The organism is Salinimicrobium profundisediminis (genome assembly GCF_026241755.1).
GTDB lineage: Bacteria > Bacteroidota > Bacteroidia > Flavobacteriales > Flavobacteriaceae > Salinimicrobium > Salinimicrobium profundisediminis.
On record NZ_JAPJDA010000011.1, the window covers coordinates 106,832 to 123,675 of the forward strand.

General features: G+C 42.2%; 18 protein-coding genes and 1 pseudogene. 9 read left to right on the plus strand and 10 right to left on the minus strand.

Annotated features, from left to right (window positions below):
- Positions 1-217 precede the first annotated feature (217 nt).
- From OQ279_RS08250 to OQ279_RS08280, 8 genes and pseudogenes are all read right to left on the minus strand, one after another.
- The gene (locus OQ279_RS08250) at positions 218-1,189 is read right to left on the minus strand and encodes a deoxyhypusine synthase family protein (RefSeq protein ID WP_266069405.1); all 972 of its coding nucleotides are present in this window, start codon (positions 1,187-1,189) and stop codon (positions 218-220) included.
- The gene (speB, locus tag OQ279_RS08255; RefSeq protein WP_266069406.1) at positions 1,182-2,057 is read right to left on the minus strand and encodes an agmatinase; all 876 of its coding nucleotides are present in this window, start codon (positions 2,055-2,057) and stop codon (positions 1,182-1,184) included. The genes OQ279_RS08250 and speB overlap by 8 nt, the downstream gene beginning before the upstream one ends.
- A gap of 66 nt (positions 2,058-2,123) precedes the next feature.
- The gene (locus tag OQ279_RS08260) at positions 2,124-3,521 is read right to left on the minus strand and encodes a type III PLP-dependent enzyme domain-containing protein (protein WP_266069407.1); all 1,398 of its coding nucleotides are present in this window, start codon (positions 3,519-3,521) and stop codon (positions 2,124-2,126) included.
- Between the two features lie 261 nt (positions 3,522-3,782).
- Positions 3,783-4,691, minus strand: a complete 909-nt coding sequence (locus tag OQ279_RS08265; protein ID WP_266069408.1) for a pseudouridine synthase — start codon at positions 4,689-4,691, stop codon at positions 3,783-3,785.
- A 304-nt stretch (positions 4,692-4,995) separates the two neighbouring features.
- Complete coding sequence (locus OQ279_RS08270; protein ID WP_266069409.1) at positions 4,996-5,901, minus strand: geranylgeranylglycerol-phosphate geranylgeranyltransferase; 906 nt, start codon at positions 5,899-5,901, stop codon at positions 4,996-4,998.
- Positions 5,902-5,909: 8 nt separating this feature from the next.
- Complete coding sequence (locus OQ279_RS08275; RefSeq protein ID WP_266069410.1) at positions 5,910-6,848, minus strand: mevalonate kinase family protein; 939 nt, start codon at positions 6,846-6,848, stop codon at positions 5,910-5,912.
- A gap of 62 nt (positions 6,849-6,910) precedes the next feature.
- A pseudogene (locus OQ279_RS17940) lies at positions 6,911-6,988 on the minus strand (DUF2442 domain-containing protein); the annotation flags it as partial.
- A gap of 210 nt (positions 6,989-7,198) precedes the next feature.
- Entirely contained in the window at positions 7,199-8,284 is a 1,086-nt protein-coding gene (locus tag OQ279_RS08280) for a diphosphomevalonate decarboxylase (RefSeq protein WP_266069411.1), read from the minus strand.
- Between the two features lie 77 nt (positions 8,285-8,361).
- Between OQ279_RS08280 and OQ279_RS08285 the strand changes: the two genes are divergently transcribed.
- From OQ279_RS08285 to OQ279_RS08295, 3 genes are read left to right on the plus strand one after another with little or no spacing between them, the layout of a single operon-like run.
- Complete coding sequence (locus tag OQ279_RS08285; protein ID WP_266069412.1) at positions 8,362-9,177, plus strand: SDR family oxidoreductase; 816 nt, start codon at positions 8,362-8,364, stop codon at positions 9,175-9,177.
- Between the two features lie 28 nt (positions 9,178-9,205).
- Positions 9,206-9,676 (plus strand): PIN domain-containing protein, encoded by a 471-nt coding sequence (locus OQ279_RS08290; RefSeq protein ID WP_266069413.1) that lies wholly within the window; start codon positions 9,206-9,208, stop codon positions 9,674-9,676.
- Positions 9,660-9,815: a hypothetical protein gene (locus OQ279_RS08295; protein WP_266069414.1), complete on the plus strand. Its 156-nt coding sequence runs from the start codon at positions 9,660-9,662 to the stop codon at positions 9,813-9,815. Before OQ279_RS08290 ends, OQ279_RS08295 begins: the two co-directional genes overlap by 17 nt.
- A gap of 38 nt (positions 9,816-9,853) precedes the next feature.
- Here OQ279_RS08295 and OQ279_RS08300 read toward each other — a convergent pair whose 3' ends face one another.
- Positions 9,854-11,080: a BaiN/RdsA family NAD(P)/FAD-dependent oxidoreductase gene (locus OQ279_RS08300; protein WP_266069415.1), complete on the minus strand. Its 1,227-nt coding sequence runs from the start codon at positions 11,078-11,080 to the stop codon at positions 9,854-9,856.
- Between the two features lie 127 nt (positions 11,081-11,207).
- Here OQ279_RS08300 and OQ279_RS08305 point away from each other — a divergent pair, with 127 nt between their 5' ends.
- The 6 genes from OQ279_RS08305 (at position 11,208) to OQ279_RS08330 (ending at position 14,877) form a co-directional block, all read left to right on the plus strand.
- A complete protein-coding gene (locus OQ279_RS08305) occupies positions 11,208-12,065 on the plus strand; it encodes an SDR family oxidoreductase (protein ID WP_266069416.1) in 858 nt (285 codons plus the stop codon).
- 48 nt (positions 12,066-12,113) lie between these two features.
- Positions 12,114-12,635, plus strand: coding sequence for a DUF421 domain-containing protein (locus OQ279_RS08310; RefSeq protein WP_266069417.1), 522 nt, complete (start codon positions 12,114-12,116; stop codon positions 12,633-12,635).
- The gene (locus OQ279_RS08315; protein ID WP_266069418.1) at positions 12,635-12,901 is read left to right on the plus strand and encodes a SemiSWEET family sugar transporter; all 267 of its coding nucleotides are present in this window, start codon (positions 12,635-12,637) and stop codon (positions 12,899-12,901) included. The genes OQ279_RS08310 and OQ279_RS08315 overlap by 1 nt, the downstream gene beginning before the upstream one ends.
- 106 nt (positions 12,902-13,007) lie before the next feature.
- Positions 13,008-13,685, plus strand: coding sequence for a guanitoxin biosynthesis heme-dependent pre-guanitoxin N-hydroxylase GntA (gene gntA, locus OQ279_RS08320; RefSeq protein WP_266069419.1), 678 nt, complete (start codon positions 13,008-13,010; stop codon positions 13,683-13,685).
- A gap of 6 nt (positions 13,686-13,691) precedes the next feature.
- Positions 13,692-14,312, plus strand: coding sequence for an FMN-binding negative transcriptional regulator (locus OQ279_RS08325; RefSeq protein ID WP_266069420.1), 621 nt, complete (start codon positions 13,692-13,694; stop codon positions 14,310-14,312).
- Positions 14,296-14,877, plus strand: coding sequence for a DUF1989 domain-containing protein (locus tag OQ279_RS08330; RefSeq protein ID WP_266069422.1), 582 nt, complete (start codon positions 14,296-14,298; stop codon positions 14,875-14,877). Before OQ279_RS08325 ends, OQ279_RS08330 begins: the two co-directional genes overlap by 17 nt.
- A gap of 528 nt (positions 14,878-15,405) precedes the next feature.
- Here the strand turns inward: OQ279_RS08330 and OQ279_RS08335 are convergent.
- Entirely contained in the window at positions 15,406-16,749 is a 1,344-nt protein-coding gene (locus OQ279_RS08335) for a serine hydrolase domain-containing protein (protein WP_266069423.1), read from the minus strand.
- Positions 16,750-16,844: the final 95 nt, after the last annotated feature.

Genomic DNA, 16,844 nt, shown 5'->3' on the forward strand with positions numbered 1-16,844 from the left:
AAATGTGAAAAATGTTTCCCGCTGATCTCGCAGATTGACGCAGATGAAGACTTGATAATTTCACGCAAAGCTCACTAAGATTTGAAAAGAAGAGCACGAAGAAAATGAGTGAAGAAGATTCAGAAGAAAAGTCCCCCTTCGGGAGATTTAGGGGGCTAAAAAAACTCCGAAGGCATTGCTGCTTCCGGAGTTGAATAATTATTCTTAGATCTTGTTGTTACCAGCCTAAAAGGTAGGCAAACACAAGAGGTGCCACAATTGTAGCATCACTTTCGATAATGAACTTAGGTGTGTCTTTATCGAGTTTTCCCCAGGTGATCTTTTCATTGGGTACAGCACCGGAATAACTTCCGTAGCTGGTGGTAGAATCGGAGATCTGGCAGAAATAGCTCCAGAAAGGAATATCATGCATTTCCATATCCTGATATAACATTGGCACAACGCATATCGGGAAATCTCCCGCAATACCTCCACCAATTTGGAAGAAACCAACTCCTTTGTCGGTATTCTTCGTATACCAGTCGGCAATAAAGCCCATATATTCAATTCCAGATTTCATTGTGCTGGCTTTCAACTCGCCTTTCATTACGTAAGAAGCGAAAATGTTCCCCATCGTACTGTCTTCCCAGCCCGGAACCACCATTGGCAGGTTCTTTTCGGCTGCGGCATACATCCATGAATCCTTCAGGTCGATCTCATAGTACTCCTCCATCACTCCGCTGAGCAACAGCTTATACATATATTCATGCGGAAAATATCTTTCTCCGGCAGCTTCAGCATCCTTCCAGATCTTCACTATATGCTTCTGAATTCTTCGGAAAGCTTCCTCTTCAGGAATACAGGTATCGGTAACCCGGTTTAAACCGCGCTCCAACAGGTCCCATTCATCCTGCGCTGTAAGATCGCGATAATGAGGCACGCGCTCGTAATGTGTGTGTGCCACAAGATTCATCACATCCTCTTCCAGGTTAGCACCTGTACAGGAAATGAACTGCACCTTGTCCTGACGGATCATTTCAGCAAAACTTTTTCCAATCTCGGCAGTACTCATCGCACCAGCCAGGGTAACTAGCATTTTGTTCCCCTTATCAAGTTGCGCCTGATATCCTTTTGCGGCATCAACTAGAGCCGCTGAGTTAAAATGTTTAAAATGTTTTTCTATAAATTCCGTAACCGGTCCTTTACTCATCGTCTTCGTCTTCGTTATGATTTAAATATTTGAATTTGTAGCTCAACATTTTATAGTAAAGTTTAGCCGCAAGAAAGTCAGATGATCTTTCGTTTTCGTTCGGGTTAAGCTCTACAATGTCGAATCCTACCACATTCTTCTTTTTGAACATCAACTTTAAGAATTCCAGGGTTTCATACCAGAACATTCCACCCGGCTCGGGAGTTCCTGTGGAAGGCAAAATAGAAGGATCAAAAGCATCAAGATCAATAGTAATGAAAACGTTTGGCGTCATTTGCCCAATGGCATCATCCATCCAGTCCTCATAAAGATCGTGTGCCCAGTACACCTGATTTTCATCCATGTGATCCATTTCAGAAATATCCATAGACCTGATACCAACCTGGATAAGGTTAGTCTTTTTACTGGCTTCGTGTACAGCACAGGCATGGTTACAGGTTGTGCCTTCGTACTCTGGACGCAAATCGGCATGTGCATCGATCTGCACTACGGTAAGGTCTTCAAAGCTTTCGTTAAAAGCACGAATGGTTCCAATAGAAATTGAATGCTCGCCGCCAAAAATAGTAACGAATTTTTCCTGCTTAATGTAATTCTTTACGGTTTTGTGAACCGCTTCTACCATTTTCTCTGGAGACGAATCTTCGGTCACCGGCGGCGCAAGGTACACACCTTTTTTATAGACTTCAGTACGGGTCTCGATATCAAAGAGCTCCATATTCTCTGAAGCTTCCAGAAAAGCATCAGGGCCTTTATCGGCACCCTTACCCCAGGTACTTGTTCCGTCATAGGGAACCGGGATCAAAACTACTTTTGCGTCATCTAAGCGTGCATACTTGTCCGGAATGCCGGCGTAATTCTTTTTACTCATTTTATTAGCGATTGTTGTGTTCTAATTGCTTCAATTATATATAGTTAAAAATATAAAAATTCCTGACTATTTCTCGTATCCGAGAATTTTTAGAAAATCCCGGGGTTCCTGCTGCTCGCTAAATAACCTGGTCTCCAGATTTCCGTCTTTGTCTCTGTTAATAAGGATCTGTTTTGGCTGCGGAATCAAACAGTGTTGCAAGCCGCCAAAACCGCCAATGGTATCCTGATAAGCACCGGTATTAAAAAAACCGATATACAATGGCTTTTCCCGTTTATACTTTGGAAGATAAATGGCGTTGGTGTTTTGCTCTGAGTTGTAATAATCATCACTATCACAGGTGAGACCTCCAAGCAATACCCGCTCATATTCATCATTCCACCGGTTTACGGCCAGCATGACGAACTTTTTGCTAATTGCCCAGGTATCGGGCAGGGTAGTAATAAAGGAAGAATTGATCATATTCCATTTCTCCCTGTCGTTTTGCTGCTTTTGGTAAAGGATCTCATAAATGGCACCCCCGCTTTCACCCACGGTAAAAGAACCAAACTCTGTAAATATGTGAGGTGGCTCCACTTCAGCTTCATCACAGGCGATCTTGATCTGGTTGACGATCTCCTCCACCATGTACTTGTAGTCATATTCAAAGTGAAGAGAGTTTTTCACCGGAAAACCGCCACCAATGTTCAGGCTGTCAAGAGACGGGCACACACGCTTAAGGTTGATATAAACCCGTAAACACTTCAGTAATTCGTTCCAGTAATAGGCGGTATCGCGAATCCCGGTATTGATAAAGAAGTGAAGCATCTTCAGCTCCACTTGCTCATTATCCTTGATTTGCTTATTGAAAAAAGGCACAATGTTCTTGTAGCCTATTCCAAGCCGGGAGGTGTAAAATTCAAATTTTGGCTCTTCTTCCGAAGCAATCCTGATCCCAATTTTGTATTTCCCGTCAATAGCTTCAGAAAGCAGATCGATCTCTTCGTAATTGTCAATAATGGGAACACAATTCTTATGTCCGCCATTAATAAGGTTGGCAATATTGGTAATATAGCCGTTCCTCTTAAAACCGTTACAAATCACATATGTATCATTAGTGATCTTCCCGTTCTTTTTAAGATTTTCAACAATATTGATATCTACGGCTGCCGAAGTTTCAATGTGAATATCATTCTTTAAGGCCTCATTGAGCACGTGCTCAAAATGAGAACTTTTGGTGCAGTAGCAATAGTTGTAAGTGCCGGGGTAATCGTGCTTTTTAAGAGCATCAAAAAACCAGTTTTTGGCTTTGTTTATATTTTCCGAAATCTTGGGAAGATAAGTGAATTTTAAGGGTGCACCGTATTCTTTAACGAGCTCCATGAGATCAATACCATGAAAATGCAGTTCACTTCCTTCTACCTTAAATTCTTCCTGGGGGAAATAATAAGTCTGGTCGATTAAATCGCTATACTTCGTATTCAATTTTTACGTAATAAAGTTTAAGGTTAAAAAGTAGAAATTATAAGCCAATGCTGAAAAAATAACGTGATAAAAGTTTGTTAAGGCTACAGTGGCCGGAAAGGTAATTTATTAAAAACCAATGGGATAATCCAAGTGGTGTTTCTTTCATCATTTTAGCTTAGCTAAAGCAAATGTATTAAAAAGCCGGAAAGTTGCAGGATTTTTTTTAATCTCCTTTTACAACTTTCCGGCTGGTCTTTATAAGCTTTAAACTGAGTGAAATCAGATGTTGGAAAGGTTGATCACCTCCTGCTGACTCAATACTCTCCAGTGGCCGCGGGTAAGGTCTTTTTTGGTCAATCCGCCGTAGACTACACGGTCAAGTTTTACTATTTCGTACCCAAGACTTTTAAATATACGCTGCACAATATGGGCTTTGGTACTTTTAATTTCAAGGCCTACCTCTCTTTTTGGTTTGTTCTCTACATAACTCACTTCGGTGACTTTTGCAGTACCGTCTTCCAGGTTCACACCTTCTTTTATCTTCTGAAGATCATCATAGGCCAAATCTTTATCCAGCTCAAGATGATAAATTTGCCTTATCCCGTTCTTTGGGTTTGCAAGATTCTTTGCCAGTGTACCGTCATTGGTGAACAGCAACAAACCTGTGGCCTGGGTGTCCAGTTTCCCTACAGGAGTAAGCTTTGATTTTGAAGCATTTGCTACAAGATCCATTACTGTCCTGTTCTTTTTCTCAAGACTTCCGGTTACGTAAAAACCTTTTGGCTTGTTTAAAAGGATATACTCAGGTTTTTCGGGGTTAACGCGGCGGCCGTCAAACTTCACCTCATCTGAGATCTGTACTTTGTGTCCCATTTCGGTCACCACCTTCCCATTTACCGTAACATTTCCGGCAGCAATATAGATATCGGCATCTCTCCTGGAGCAGATGCCGGAATTGGCAATATACTTATTCAACCTCATCCCTTCACTTTTTCCGGCCCCGCCCTGTTTCTTCTTTACGGGTGCATTGCCGCGGGACATGTTCTTAGGATCCTTTTCATCTCGGCTTACCGGAGCATTTCCGCGGGAATGGGACTTGGTACGGCCAGCGCCGCCCTGTCTTCCGCTACTCGTCTTATTGGAAGAGCGGTCTCCCCTGCTTCCGGATGACCTGTCATTTCTACTCATATAAAATAATTTTGTACAAAGATAGTGGTTTGTTTGATAAAAGATTTGAAGATGTGATGATTTGAAGATTTGAAGATAAGGACTTCAAGACTCTCCGCTTTACCCCTCCCGATAGCTATCGGGACTAAAGGGAGGCGGAGCTTTGAGTTCTGTGAAAAAAAATCCATTCCAATGTAAAGACAAAATTCTTTGCGATCTCGGCGTGAAACCTTTTACTATTTTAAATTCAAGTATTTACCTGCCGAAGATTAAGGTCATGTGATTAAAATGCCATTATACAATATTTAATATACCTTATACAATCCTAAAACACTCTGCTCAACAAGGCATCTACATCAATCAGCAGGATACTGAAAACCCCGGCAACAATAATGAACTTCAGCAGATTGTGGAGTAACAGATACTGCCATTTAGCTTTGCTGAAGTATAGCACCAGCAGGAAGATTAACAGCACGAACACTGCTCCGTAAAAGAAGTAATACATCTTGCCGATCTCAAACCGAAAGATGAGAAAATAAACCGGAATCATTGATAACAACGTTAGACCGGTGATTAAGCTCTTACTGAAGTTTTCCCCGTACACAATGGGAATGGTCCTGTACCCCTGCACCAAATCTCCTTTCATATTCTCCAAATCCTTCACCATTTCCCGCATCAAAATGATGAGGTATAAAAAGGCTGCGTGGACAAGTATAACGGTATCAAAATTTTTATAGTAAAGAAAAACAGCAAAAAACGGGGTAATCGTTATTACAGATGCAACCAGGTTATTGAGAAAAAGAATTTTCTTGAGACGGTGCGAATAAAACCAGATCACAAAAATATATATCGCAAAGAAAGATACTGCCCTAAAAGAGAGATAGCTTGCAAAGAAGATCCCCGCCAGGTTAAGAATAAAATAAACCGAAAGCTTCGTTCGCTGACTTACAAACCGGTCCAGCATTGTCTTTTGCGGCCGATTGATAAGGTCTTTCTCGCTGTCGTAAAAATTATTAATAATGTACCCCGAAGCCACGATAGAAGCCGTAGCCAGCACCATAAAGAACAAATTAGGATCAAAGAGCACCTGCCCCATAGGATGATCGGGTGCCAGGATGAAAATTGAGGTAAAATACTGGGCAATGACCAGCACCAGGATATTGTAGCCCCTAATGACCGAAATAAAGCTGAGAATCTTGAGCAGAAGCCGCTTTTTGGAAATAGAAGCCATGGATCGCTTTAGAAGTTGTAGACTACTTCCAGGCGGTAATCTTTTAATGCTTTTCTGGCCTTTTCAATATCTTCTGTAAACCCGAGAATGTAACCGCCACCACCAGAGCCGCAAAGCTTGAGGTAGTAGTCATTTGTCTCGATCCCATTTTTCCAGAGTTTATGGAATTGGTCCGGGATCATAGGTTTAAAGTTGTCAAGCACAACATGAGACAGCTTTTTCATGTTCCCAAAAAGGGATTTTACGTCCCCCTTTAAGAAATCATCAACACAGGCATCGGTATGTTTTACGAATTGATCTTTCAGCATTTTTCTGAAAGGTTCCTGCTTCATGTTCTCCATAAAAATGTTTACCATGGGAGCAGTCTCTCCAACAGATCCGCTATCGAGAAGGAACACTGCACCTTTTCCGTTTTGCGTTTGCGACGGAATTCCGGCAGGTTCGATATTGTCTTTTGAGTTAATAAGGATTGGAATGCTCAGATATGAATTCAAAGGATCCAGCCCCGAAGATTTTCCATGGAAGAAAGACTCCATTTCCCCAAAGATCTTTTTCAGCTTTAAAAGCTTTTCCCGGGTAAGATTTTCGAGTACAGTGATCTTTTCTACTGCGTATTCATCATAAATTGCAGCCACTAAAGCCCCACTACTTCCCACACCATATCCCTGCGGAATACTTGAATCGAAGTACATTCCTTTTTCTATATCTGCCTTAAGTTCAGTAAAATTAAACTGAACAAGCTCCGGCATTTTCGCCTGAAGCTCCTCCAGGTAATCTGCAAATCGCTTTAGGCTCCTGTTAGATTTCTGTGCTTCTCCCGATGGATCTTCATCAACTTTTAAAGCCCCATTGTAGAAGTTATACGGAATAGACAAACCTTTGGAATCTTTGATGATCCCATATTCTCCGAAGAGTAAGATTTTAGAATAAAATAAAGGTCCTTTCATAGCGACTTGGTATTTTTTTCCTGGTTATGAGTTTAATATTCCGTGGGCAGAAAGATCTTCATCTACACCCTCTTCCAATGCACCCCATAACCACCGGGAGAAATTGAAAAATCCAACAGCTCTTCTTGAGAAGCGTTGTATAATCTGGGATACTACTCCAAAGGAGCGCCAATCTCACCATCTTCTAAAGAAAAGAAAACTTTCTCATCCCTGAAGAATACATCCTTAATTTTTATGTTAGTCTTAACTGTTTTCAATTCTTTGAATCGATAAGTCATAGAACATATTGCTGCAAAGATATACATTTAACTGAAATGTAATTCATTACCCCATATGATCTAAGTCAATTATCAGGCCAATTTCTTCGCGCCGCTGCCTACTCTGTCATTGATATACTGGCCGTTCTGGCAGAATTGTTTTAGTTCCGCTTCAATAAATTCCAGTGTTTCCTGCGCCTCTTTCTCCGGGAAAAGCAAATGAACATTCGCACCTGCATCAAGAGTAAAACACAAATGCAGCCCGGTTTCTTCTCTAAACCTGAAAATTTTGTTGATAATCGCGAGTGTGTTGGGCTTCATGAGGAGAAAATACGGCTGACTCGTCATCATCATCGCATGCAGCGTCAAAGCCTCACTTTCCACCACTTTTATAAATTCTGAAAGATCACCACTTCGGAAGATCTTTTTCAGCTTATCAAGGTTGTCGTGCGCCTGCCTGAAGCGGGTTTCGGCATAAGGATGATCATTCATAAGATCATGGCCCAGCGTACTACTCACCTGCTTTTCATCTTTATCTACAAGCAAAATGGTATCGCGATAATTCCTGAAGTTGTCATGCACTTCATCCCGAAAAGGAACTCCGTATAGATCGCTGCTCCTGTAAATGTTATTATGCATGCCCCAAACTACAAGCTCTCCTTCAATGCTGCGACAGGCACTACCCGATCCCAGCCTTGCCAAAAATGAGCTTTTTCGGGTGAAATATTCTTCATCCATTTCGGGATCCAGTTGTCTTTCAAGACTCATAAGACAAAGTGCAAGGGCACTCATACCACTGGCCGAAGATGCAATTCCGCTGCTGTGGGGAAATGAATTCGAAGTTTCTATAGTAAATTCATAGTCTTTCAAAAATGGCAAATATGGCTCCACTCTTTGCATGAACTTCAGGATCTTTGGCCTGAAAGCATCTTTTTCATCCCCTTCAAAAAACAACCTGAAATCAAAATCAGCAGCAGGTTTTTGTTTCTTCTGAAACTTCAGTTTAGTGGTTGTACGGCATGAATTGAGCGTAAAACTAATCGACGGATTCGCCGGAATTTGATGTTCCAGCTTTCCCCAGTATTTTACGAGGGCAATGTTACTCGGGCTTTGCCAGGTTACCTCCCCCTGCTCTACCGTTACCGGGTAGGACTTCGGAATAAAATCTTTTTCGGTCATAGCACAAAGATAGATTTTCCTGCAAAAGCAAAAGCCGTTAAAAAATGCTATTTTAGAGAGGCAATAAAAAAAGAACTATGCCAAAGACGATCCTCATCACCGGTGCCTCCAGCGGAATTGGCCGCGCCACAGCAAAACTTTTTGCCCAAAAAGGCTGGAATGTTGCCGCGACCATGCGCTCTCCCGAAGAAGAAACTGAGTTAGGAGAAACCTCTAACCTTAAACTTTACAGGCTGGACGTGACAAAAAAGGAGCACCTGCAAAATATTATCTCACAGGTGGAAGACGATTTCACCTCTATAGATGTCCTGTTCAACAACGCCGGTTATGGCGCAGTGGGTGCTTTCGAGAAATCTTCAGAAGAGGATGTGCTCAACCAGTTTAAGGTCAATGTTTTTGGCGTGATGGATCTTACCCGCCAGTTTATCCCTTATTTTAAACAGAGAGGGGAAGGCATGATCATCAACACTTCCTCGGTCGTAGGGAGGTTTACCATACCCTTGTATAGTCTTTACTGTTCCAGTAAGTGGGCGCTTGAAGGTTTTACTGAAGCTTTACAATATGAGCTAAAGCAGTTTAACATAGGAGTTAAAATGATAGAACCGGCTGCTATTAAAACAGATTTTCATGGGCGTTCCCTTAAGACCTTTGAAAATAAAGATGTGAAAGGCTATGACAAAATGGAGAAAAATATTCTCCACGGAATGAAGAAGAGGAATGAGAAAGCTCCCGGGCCCGAGGTAGTTGCAGAAACTGTTTTTAAAGCCGCTACAGATGAAAGTCAAAAATTAAGATATCCTGCCGGAAAAGGTGCCGAGGCAGTACTCATCGCCCGAAAGCTCCTACCCACTTCCTGGTTCAATAAAATAGTTTTTAAACAGCAGAATCGGTAGTCAATGCAAAATTTGGTAAATTTAATAGATGAAAAAACAGCGGATTTACATTGATACGTCAGTTTTTGGAGGATTTTTTGATATGGAATTTGAAGAATTCACCAAACCGCTTTTTGAACGAATAAATAATGGGGAATTTATAATCTTGTTTTCTGATGTCACTCAGGAGGAATTAAAATTTGCGCCCGGGAAAGTTAAGACCTTGGTGACCAGAATAAAAGCTGACCTGACCGATTTTCTCGAAACAGACGATGAAGCGGTGGAATTAGCCTTAGAATATCAAAAAGAAAAGGTAGTGGGAAAAACAAGCTATGCAGATTGTCTCCATATCGCCTTAGCGACAGTAAACCGAGCCGATCTTTTAATAAGCTGGAATTTTAAGCATATAGTAAATATTGAGCGAATACGCGGGTACAATGCTATAAACATGAAAAATGGGTATAAGCAATTGGAAATTCGCTCCCCAAGAGATATAATAAGTTATGAAAACGAAAACTAAAAAAGATTTTGATGCTGTCCAATTTATGCGGGAGCAACGAAAAACATTGAGCGAAAAATTATCAACCATGACTAAAAAAGAAATTGTTGAATATTTTAAAAGGAAACGATTGGATAAAGAAATACGACCAAACGCCTAACAAAATAAATATTAACAGCCAGCAGAAAAAGCCTCAGATTATTCTAAAGTCATGGCTTTGGCTGCAAGGTAACCGCCGGTCCAGGCATTTTGGAAATTGAAGCCGCCGGTGATGGCATCAATGTTTAAAACCTCACCTGCCAAAAAGAGGTTTTTACAGACCCGACTTTCAAAAGTCTTGAAGTTCACTTCCTTTAATTCCACCCCGCCCGCAGTCACGAACTCTTCTTTAAAAGTACTCTTGCCATGCACCTGGAAAATGCCACAGCTAAGTTGGCTTGTTAATTCTTCCAGCTGCTGTTTATTGAGATCGGCCCAGCGAACCTCAGCCCCAATTCCTGAAGCAATGACCAAACTTTGCCAAAGCCGTTTTGGCAGCTCAAACTGTGCATATTTATGTGGCGACTGTTTCGCATTGTCCTTTTTGAGACGTTGCAGTTCTTCAGAAATTTCTTCAGGAGAAAGTTCTGGCAGCCAGTTGACTTCAATCTCGAAATTCTTTTTATCGCTGAGTTCCCTTGCGCCCCAGGCAGATAGTTTTAAAATAGCAGGCCCGCTCATGCCCCAGTGAGTGATCAAAAGTGGCCCTGATGTCTCCAGCTTTTTACCTCTAAGGCGAACAACGGCATTCGTAGCCACTCCTGGGAGATCTTTGATTAGGGCATCGGTGATCTTGAAGGTGAACAGCGAAGGCACGCCGGGAACAATGTTGTGACCCAGATCTTTGAGCATTTCCCAAATTTTTGGATTGCTGCCCGTAGCCACTAAAATTTTTTCAGCAGTAAAAGTCTCTTGAGAGGTCACAATTTCCCACCGGTCATTGTGCAATTGCACATCCTGCACAGCACGTTTGGTAAGCACCTCGATTTTTAACCTTTTTGACTCCTTTAGAAATAGATCTATGATGGTTTCTGAAGAATTTGATTCCGGAAACATCCTGCCGTCATCTTCGATCTTCAGCGGCACGCCTCTTTTCTCGAACCACTCGATGGTATCGCCGGTCATGAAGCTGTGGAAGGGTCCGCGCAGCTCTTTTTCGCCGCGAGGGTAGTTTTTAGTGAGTTCCTTCGGAAGAAATTCGGCGTGGGTAACGTTACACCTTCCGCCGCCCGAGATCCTCACCTTGGTAAGCACATCCTTTCCTCTTTCCAGGATGCAAATTTTGGCTTCCGGAGCCATTTCCCCAGCATTTATCGCGGTGAAGAATCCGGCGGCGCCACCGCCAATAATTACAATATCAAAAGAAAGAGGTTCCAAAAATGTCATTTTTCAGCCTCAAAGATATTCAAATTAAAGAGACGTTATTCTTTGTTTAAAGCTGCGCTAAATCTTTCTTAAACCTTCAGCAGCCTAAAGTGTGGTTCTCTAACTTTAAAATTCTAAAAGTCAAGCTATGGGCAAACCTAAAGACCTTCCGAAGCAGAAACAGAAAAAACAACCGGGAAACCAGCAAAAGATGCACCCCGAACCCGAGGTGATACGAAAAGATTATAAAGGCAGTGAAAAACTGAAAGGCAAAGTGGCTCTTATCACCGGCGGTGACAGCGGTATTGGTCAAAGTGTGGCGGTGCATTTTGCCAAAGAAGGCGCTAAAGTGGCCATTGTATATCTTTCTGAAGACAAAGATGCCAAAGAAACGGTCAAAATGATCGAAAAAGCAGGATCTGAAGGTTTGGCCCTAAAAGGAGATCTTAAGGATGAAAAGTTTTGCCAGGAAGTGGTGCAAAAAACTGTAGATAAATTCGGCGGACTCAATATTCTGGTCAATAATGCAGCCATGCAGTTCCCAAAAGAAGAACCGGAACAGGTAACGGCAGAACAGGTGAGGAAAACTTTTGAAACTAACATTTATCCGTATTTTTTCGTTGTCAATGAGGCTTTAAAACACCTTAAAGACGGCGATTGCATAATTAATACCACCTCGGTGACGGCCTATCGCGGCAGTGAGCACCTGCTCGATTATTCGAGTACAAAAGGCGCGATCACGGCTTTTACCCGCTCGCTTTCAAAAATGCTGGCCGAAAAGAACATTCGGGTGAACGCAGTGGCTCCCGGCCCTATTTGGACGCCATTAATCCCTGCCAGTTTTGATGCAAAACACGTAGCCGAATTTGGCAAAAAAGTGCCTTTAGGCAGAGCCGGGCAACCTAGTGAAGTAGGCCCGGCCTACGTATTTTTGGCCAGTAAAGATGCCAGTTATATCACCGGGCAGGTAATTCACGTGAACGGCGGCGAAGTGGTAGGCGCCTGATAAACCCCAGATGCTTATCTTGTTTCTCTTAACCAATGAAAAATTACTATGGAAGAATGGTTTAACATAGGCTGGAAAGCTGTCATTGCTATTTCGGTAAATGCGGTAGGAATTTACATCGCTATCATCCTGTTCACCCGACTCGCCGGAAAAAGAAGTTTTTCAAAAATGTCGAGCTTTGATTTCGCCATGACGGTGGCTATAGGTTCTATAATCGCATCTACAGTGCTTTCCAAAAATGTGAGCCTGGCAAGCGGAATTCTCGGCCTCGCTCTCATCTACGGTCTCCAGATTAGTGTTGCTTTTTTCCGAAGATATAAAGGAGTTGGTGAAGTGGTAGATAATTCTCCTTTAATGCTTATGGACGGGCAGAAAATTCTTACACATAACCTTCACAGGGCAAAAGTCACCGAAGGAGATCTAAGGTCGAAGCTACGCGAGGCAAATGTGCTTAACCTCTCCCAGGTTAGGGCGGTGATTTTTGAGGCTACAGGAGATATTTCGGTGCTTCACAGCGACAGTGTAGATGAAGTGCTCGAAGACTGGTTACTCAAAGATGTAGAACGCTAATGATAGGCTGGACAGAAATATTGGGCCTCACCGCAGGCGTTTTTACCACTGCGGCGGTAACCCCGCAAATTTGGAAAGCCTGGAAGACCAAAGAAGTAGACGACGTTTCTCCCGGGATGTTCTTTGTGCTCATTACCGGCCTGGCACTTTGGGTGACTTACGGGGTGATCACAAAAGACATTCCTATTATAGCTACCAATGGCGTTGCTTTTATGCTCAACAGCTTTATGCTTTTCCTCATTTACCGCTATCGCGAGAAAAGCTAACACATTAGGTAAAAAGCTGTTAATCTTACTTAAAACTCAACTAAGGGATTCTTAAACCTGCTGAAAACAACACTTTCAGCTATTATTTTTACTGAAATACAATTTTATGTCCCAGGTAAAAGAACAACAAATTTCTGAAGTTTCTTCCGCGAAATCTCAGTTTGAAGATTTTATAATAGGCAACAATCATCCATGCGTCATGGCCCAGACCGTGTTTAGCATGGACAAAGTGGATTTTCATGAATATGATAACTTCGGAAGCAGGGAAACCGCGAAAGCTATACTTGCCGATTTAAAGAAATACATCGCCGCATACGATTTTGAATCTAATGATTTTCTTACTTTTTTAGTCGGTTTTAAAGGTAAGCAGGATTATTCCGAAGAAGAATTTGAGAAGACCCTGTGGGAACAGTTACAGCATTTGCACGAGGTAGACGATGCTGAATGGGATGAGGCGGTAAGTCCCGATCCCGATAATAAAAATTTCAGTTTCAGTCTTGGCGGGAAAGCCTTTTATATAGTGGGCTTACATCCCAACAGCTCCCGCAAGGCAAGACAGGCACCTTACCCTGCCATTGCTTTTAACCTGCACTGGCAGTTTGAGAAATTAAGGGAAATGAACACTTACCACACCGTAAGGGACAAAATTAGGGAGAGAGACATAGAGTTGCAGGGAGAGATCAACCCCATGCTCGAAGATTTTGGTGAACGCAGCGAAGCCAGGCAGTATAGCGGCCGAAAAGTTGGAGAAGAATGGAAATGTCCTTTTCTTCACGGAAAATAATTACGCATGTTTCGGCAAAAGAAATATCTCAAAAAAGATCCGCAGTACGTTTTTGATTTTATAGACCAGCATCCCTTCGCCACGTTTGTATTGCAGGGGGAAGACCTGCTGGCTACACATATCCCGATTCTAATTGAAGGCACTTCCGAAAAATTCAGGTTGTATGGTCACATTGCCGAGGCCAATGAGCAATACAAATTCCTTAAAGACGGGATTGAAGCCCTGCTTATCTTTCACGGCGCACAAGGCTACGTTTCCTCCTCCTGGTATAAGGACATCAACATTAGCACCTGGGATTATTCGGCTGTGCACGTTAATGTAAAGCTGAAGTTACAGTCGCGGGAAGAACTCGAAACAAATCTTCAAAATCTGATTCAGAAATTTGAGGATGATCAGAGAGACCCAATTTACTATAAAGATCTTCCGCGGGACATGATCGAAGATCACCTGCCACTCATCACCGGATTTTGGTGTGAACCCCTAAAAGTGCAGGCCATTGCAAAACTCCATCAGGGATTTGAAAAGGATGATGTGCATTCTGTTTGCCGGCACCTTGAAGAAAGACAGGATCTTCAATCTTCACAACTAAGCAAAAACATAAAAAAAGAACATGGTACAGGTCATTGAAAAACAAACAGGCGCAGCATTTAAGCTTCAAAAAGGGCAAAAATTGAAGGTCATAGATCCGCAGGGCGAACAGGTGAGCGATATGGTGCTTTTTAATGCTGAAGACCCGCGGGAAAAGATCTCTTCAGGAAAAACTTTAGACTTTGAGGAAAGCATTTTGATCACCAAAGGCGATTGGTTGTGGAGTAACCGAAGCAATAAAATGATGAAGATCCTGGAAGACACCAACGGCCGCAATGATTTCTTACTCGCCCCGTGCAGTCCCGAGACTTTTAAGATAATGTACAACAACCCCGATTATCACCCCAGTTGCTTTGAAAATTTATATACAAATCTGAAGCCTTTCGGCATTGAACCCGATGATGTGCCGACAGCTTTCAACATTTTTATGAATGTGCAGTTTGACGAAAAAGGAAAGTTGAGTGTAGATCCGCCGCTAAGCAAGGCCGGAGATTATGTGCTCTTCGAAGCCGAAATGGACCTCATTGTCGCCCTCACCGCCTGCTCTGCCGAAGACAGTAACAACGGCAGCTTTAAGCCGATACATTACGAAATTCTGGATTAAGCGCAAACACTTCGGAAGAAAATCATTCCGTATAAATTACGGTGATCCTGAAGTAAAGGAAGATAGGAGAAAAAATTACAGAAAATGCGAGAGTAATCCTACCCTGATGTTTTTAGCGCTCACTATTAACTTTTGAGAAAAACTTGCTGAGTATCTCAAATGAGGGAAAACAAGTAATTCAAATAAAGTGCTGCAATCACTCCAAAAACGATAATAGACAGCAGGACGGCTTTATTGACTTTAAATTTCATTTAAAACAAATAGGGCTTTAAATGTAATAATTACAATATACCTCAGCTTGGTGTTAACAGAATGTTTGGACACTCTTTCCATATTTTTCGACTAACCGCAAGTATCGCCGATAAAGTGCATAAGAGATCATATCCAAAGTTTACTTTCAAAGCAATACTTGGATTGCGGCTGTTGGAATTTTTCAGAAGTAAGTGCAAAAAGGAGTTCTGGCTTTCGCAGTAATTGCAGGTACTCTTTCGGAAATAGTGGTATTCTTATCCTAAATTCAGTGCTTGTTTATTGATCTTTCTCAACTGCTGCAATAACTTCTCTTAGAAATACATTGAGGTCAAACTCCGGATGTTCAACAAGCCCTAATCGAACTACTACCAAATTTTTCGACGGAATAACGAATACATGCTGCCCCTGAAAACCGTTTGCTGAGTAAAGATCGCGCGGCACATCTGGATATTCACCACCGGCATTGAGCCAAAAATACGCACCATATTTCCCATCTGAGCCCTCGACAGGTTTTACCGTATATCTCACCCAGTCTTTGCTAATGATCTGCTCCCCGTTCCAATTGCCTTCATTGAGATACAACAGCCCGAACTTTGCCCAGTCGCGGGCGGTAGCCCAGGAATAGGAGGAGCCAACATAGTTACTGGCCAGATCGGTTTCCAAAGTCATTGAATTCATTCCAATTTTATCGATAAGTTGGGCGTACCAAAAATCGAGATATTCCTGGTGGGTACTAAACTGGTCCCTAATATATGCTGAAAGCAAATTGGAAGTACCCGATGAGTAGTTCCAAATGATGCCGGGCTGCCCTTCAAGATTCTTGTGTAACTGCACCTCACTCATATCATCAGCCAGAAAAAGCATTTTGGTGACATCTGAAATTTTTGTGTAGTCTTCTTCCCACTTTAATCCGCTGTTCATGTGAAGCAGGTTGTTAAGAGTAATATTTTGTCTTTCATCGGCTTCCCATTCGGAAAAAAGATGATCGTTTTCTACAGAAATTCTTCCCTGCTTCGCCAACACTCCAAGAACTGCGCTGGTAATGCTTTTGGTCATAGACCAGCCTAATAGTTTCGTGTCTTTACTGAATCCGGGTGCATATTTTTCGGCTAACAATCTGTCTTTGTACAACACGACAACGGCTCTCGATTTATACTCTTCAAAAAAGGCATTTTTGAGTGCCAGTTCCAGCTGCCCGTAATCAACTTCAGGAAAGATGGTATCTACAGGTTTATTATTGCCGTAAGGATAAGGAAGAGAAGATGCGGCTTGCAGGCGGTTCGGCTTTGCTTTGGGCAGGTCATTTCGGCCAGTATCTTCGGGAAGAAGCACACACCCAAGACCGGGATTGTACATGGCAGTACGTTCTTTAAGTCCAAAAACGCTAGCAGAGGCAGTTTTGTCTTCCCTGTCGATTTCGTATTCAGCAAGATCTACAGGACTGAAATTATTATCCTGAGCAGCTACGCTCTGCGGCTCTCTTCCGGCTTCGTAAACACAGGAACACATATTTTTAGCGGCAAACCCGGTAATGAGGTTAAGCCGCGGATAGTAAATGTACGCCACAACCCCAAGGGCGAGGAATAACAGGACCAGAATAAATAAAAGGATCTTTCTCATGGAATGTATTGGAATCTTAAATATAAAAGTAAAATCCTTTACCTCCCAAAAATGTCATTTTTGACAACTATTTTTATTGGAATCAACTTCGGAAA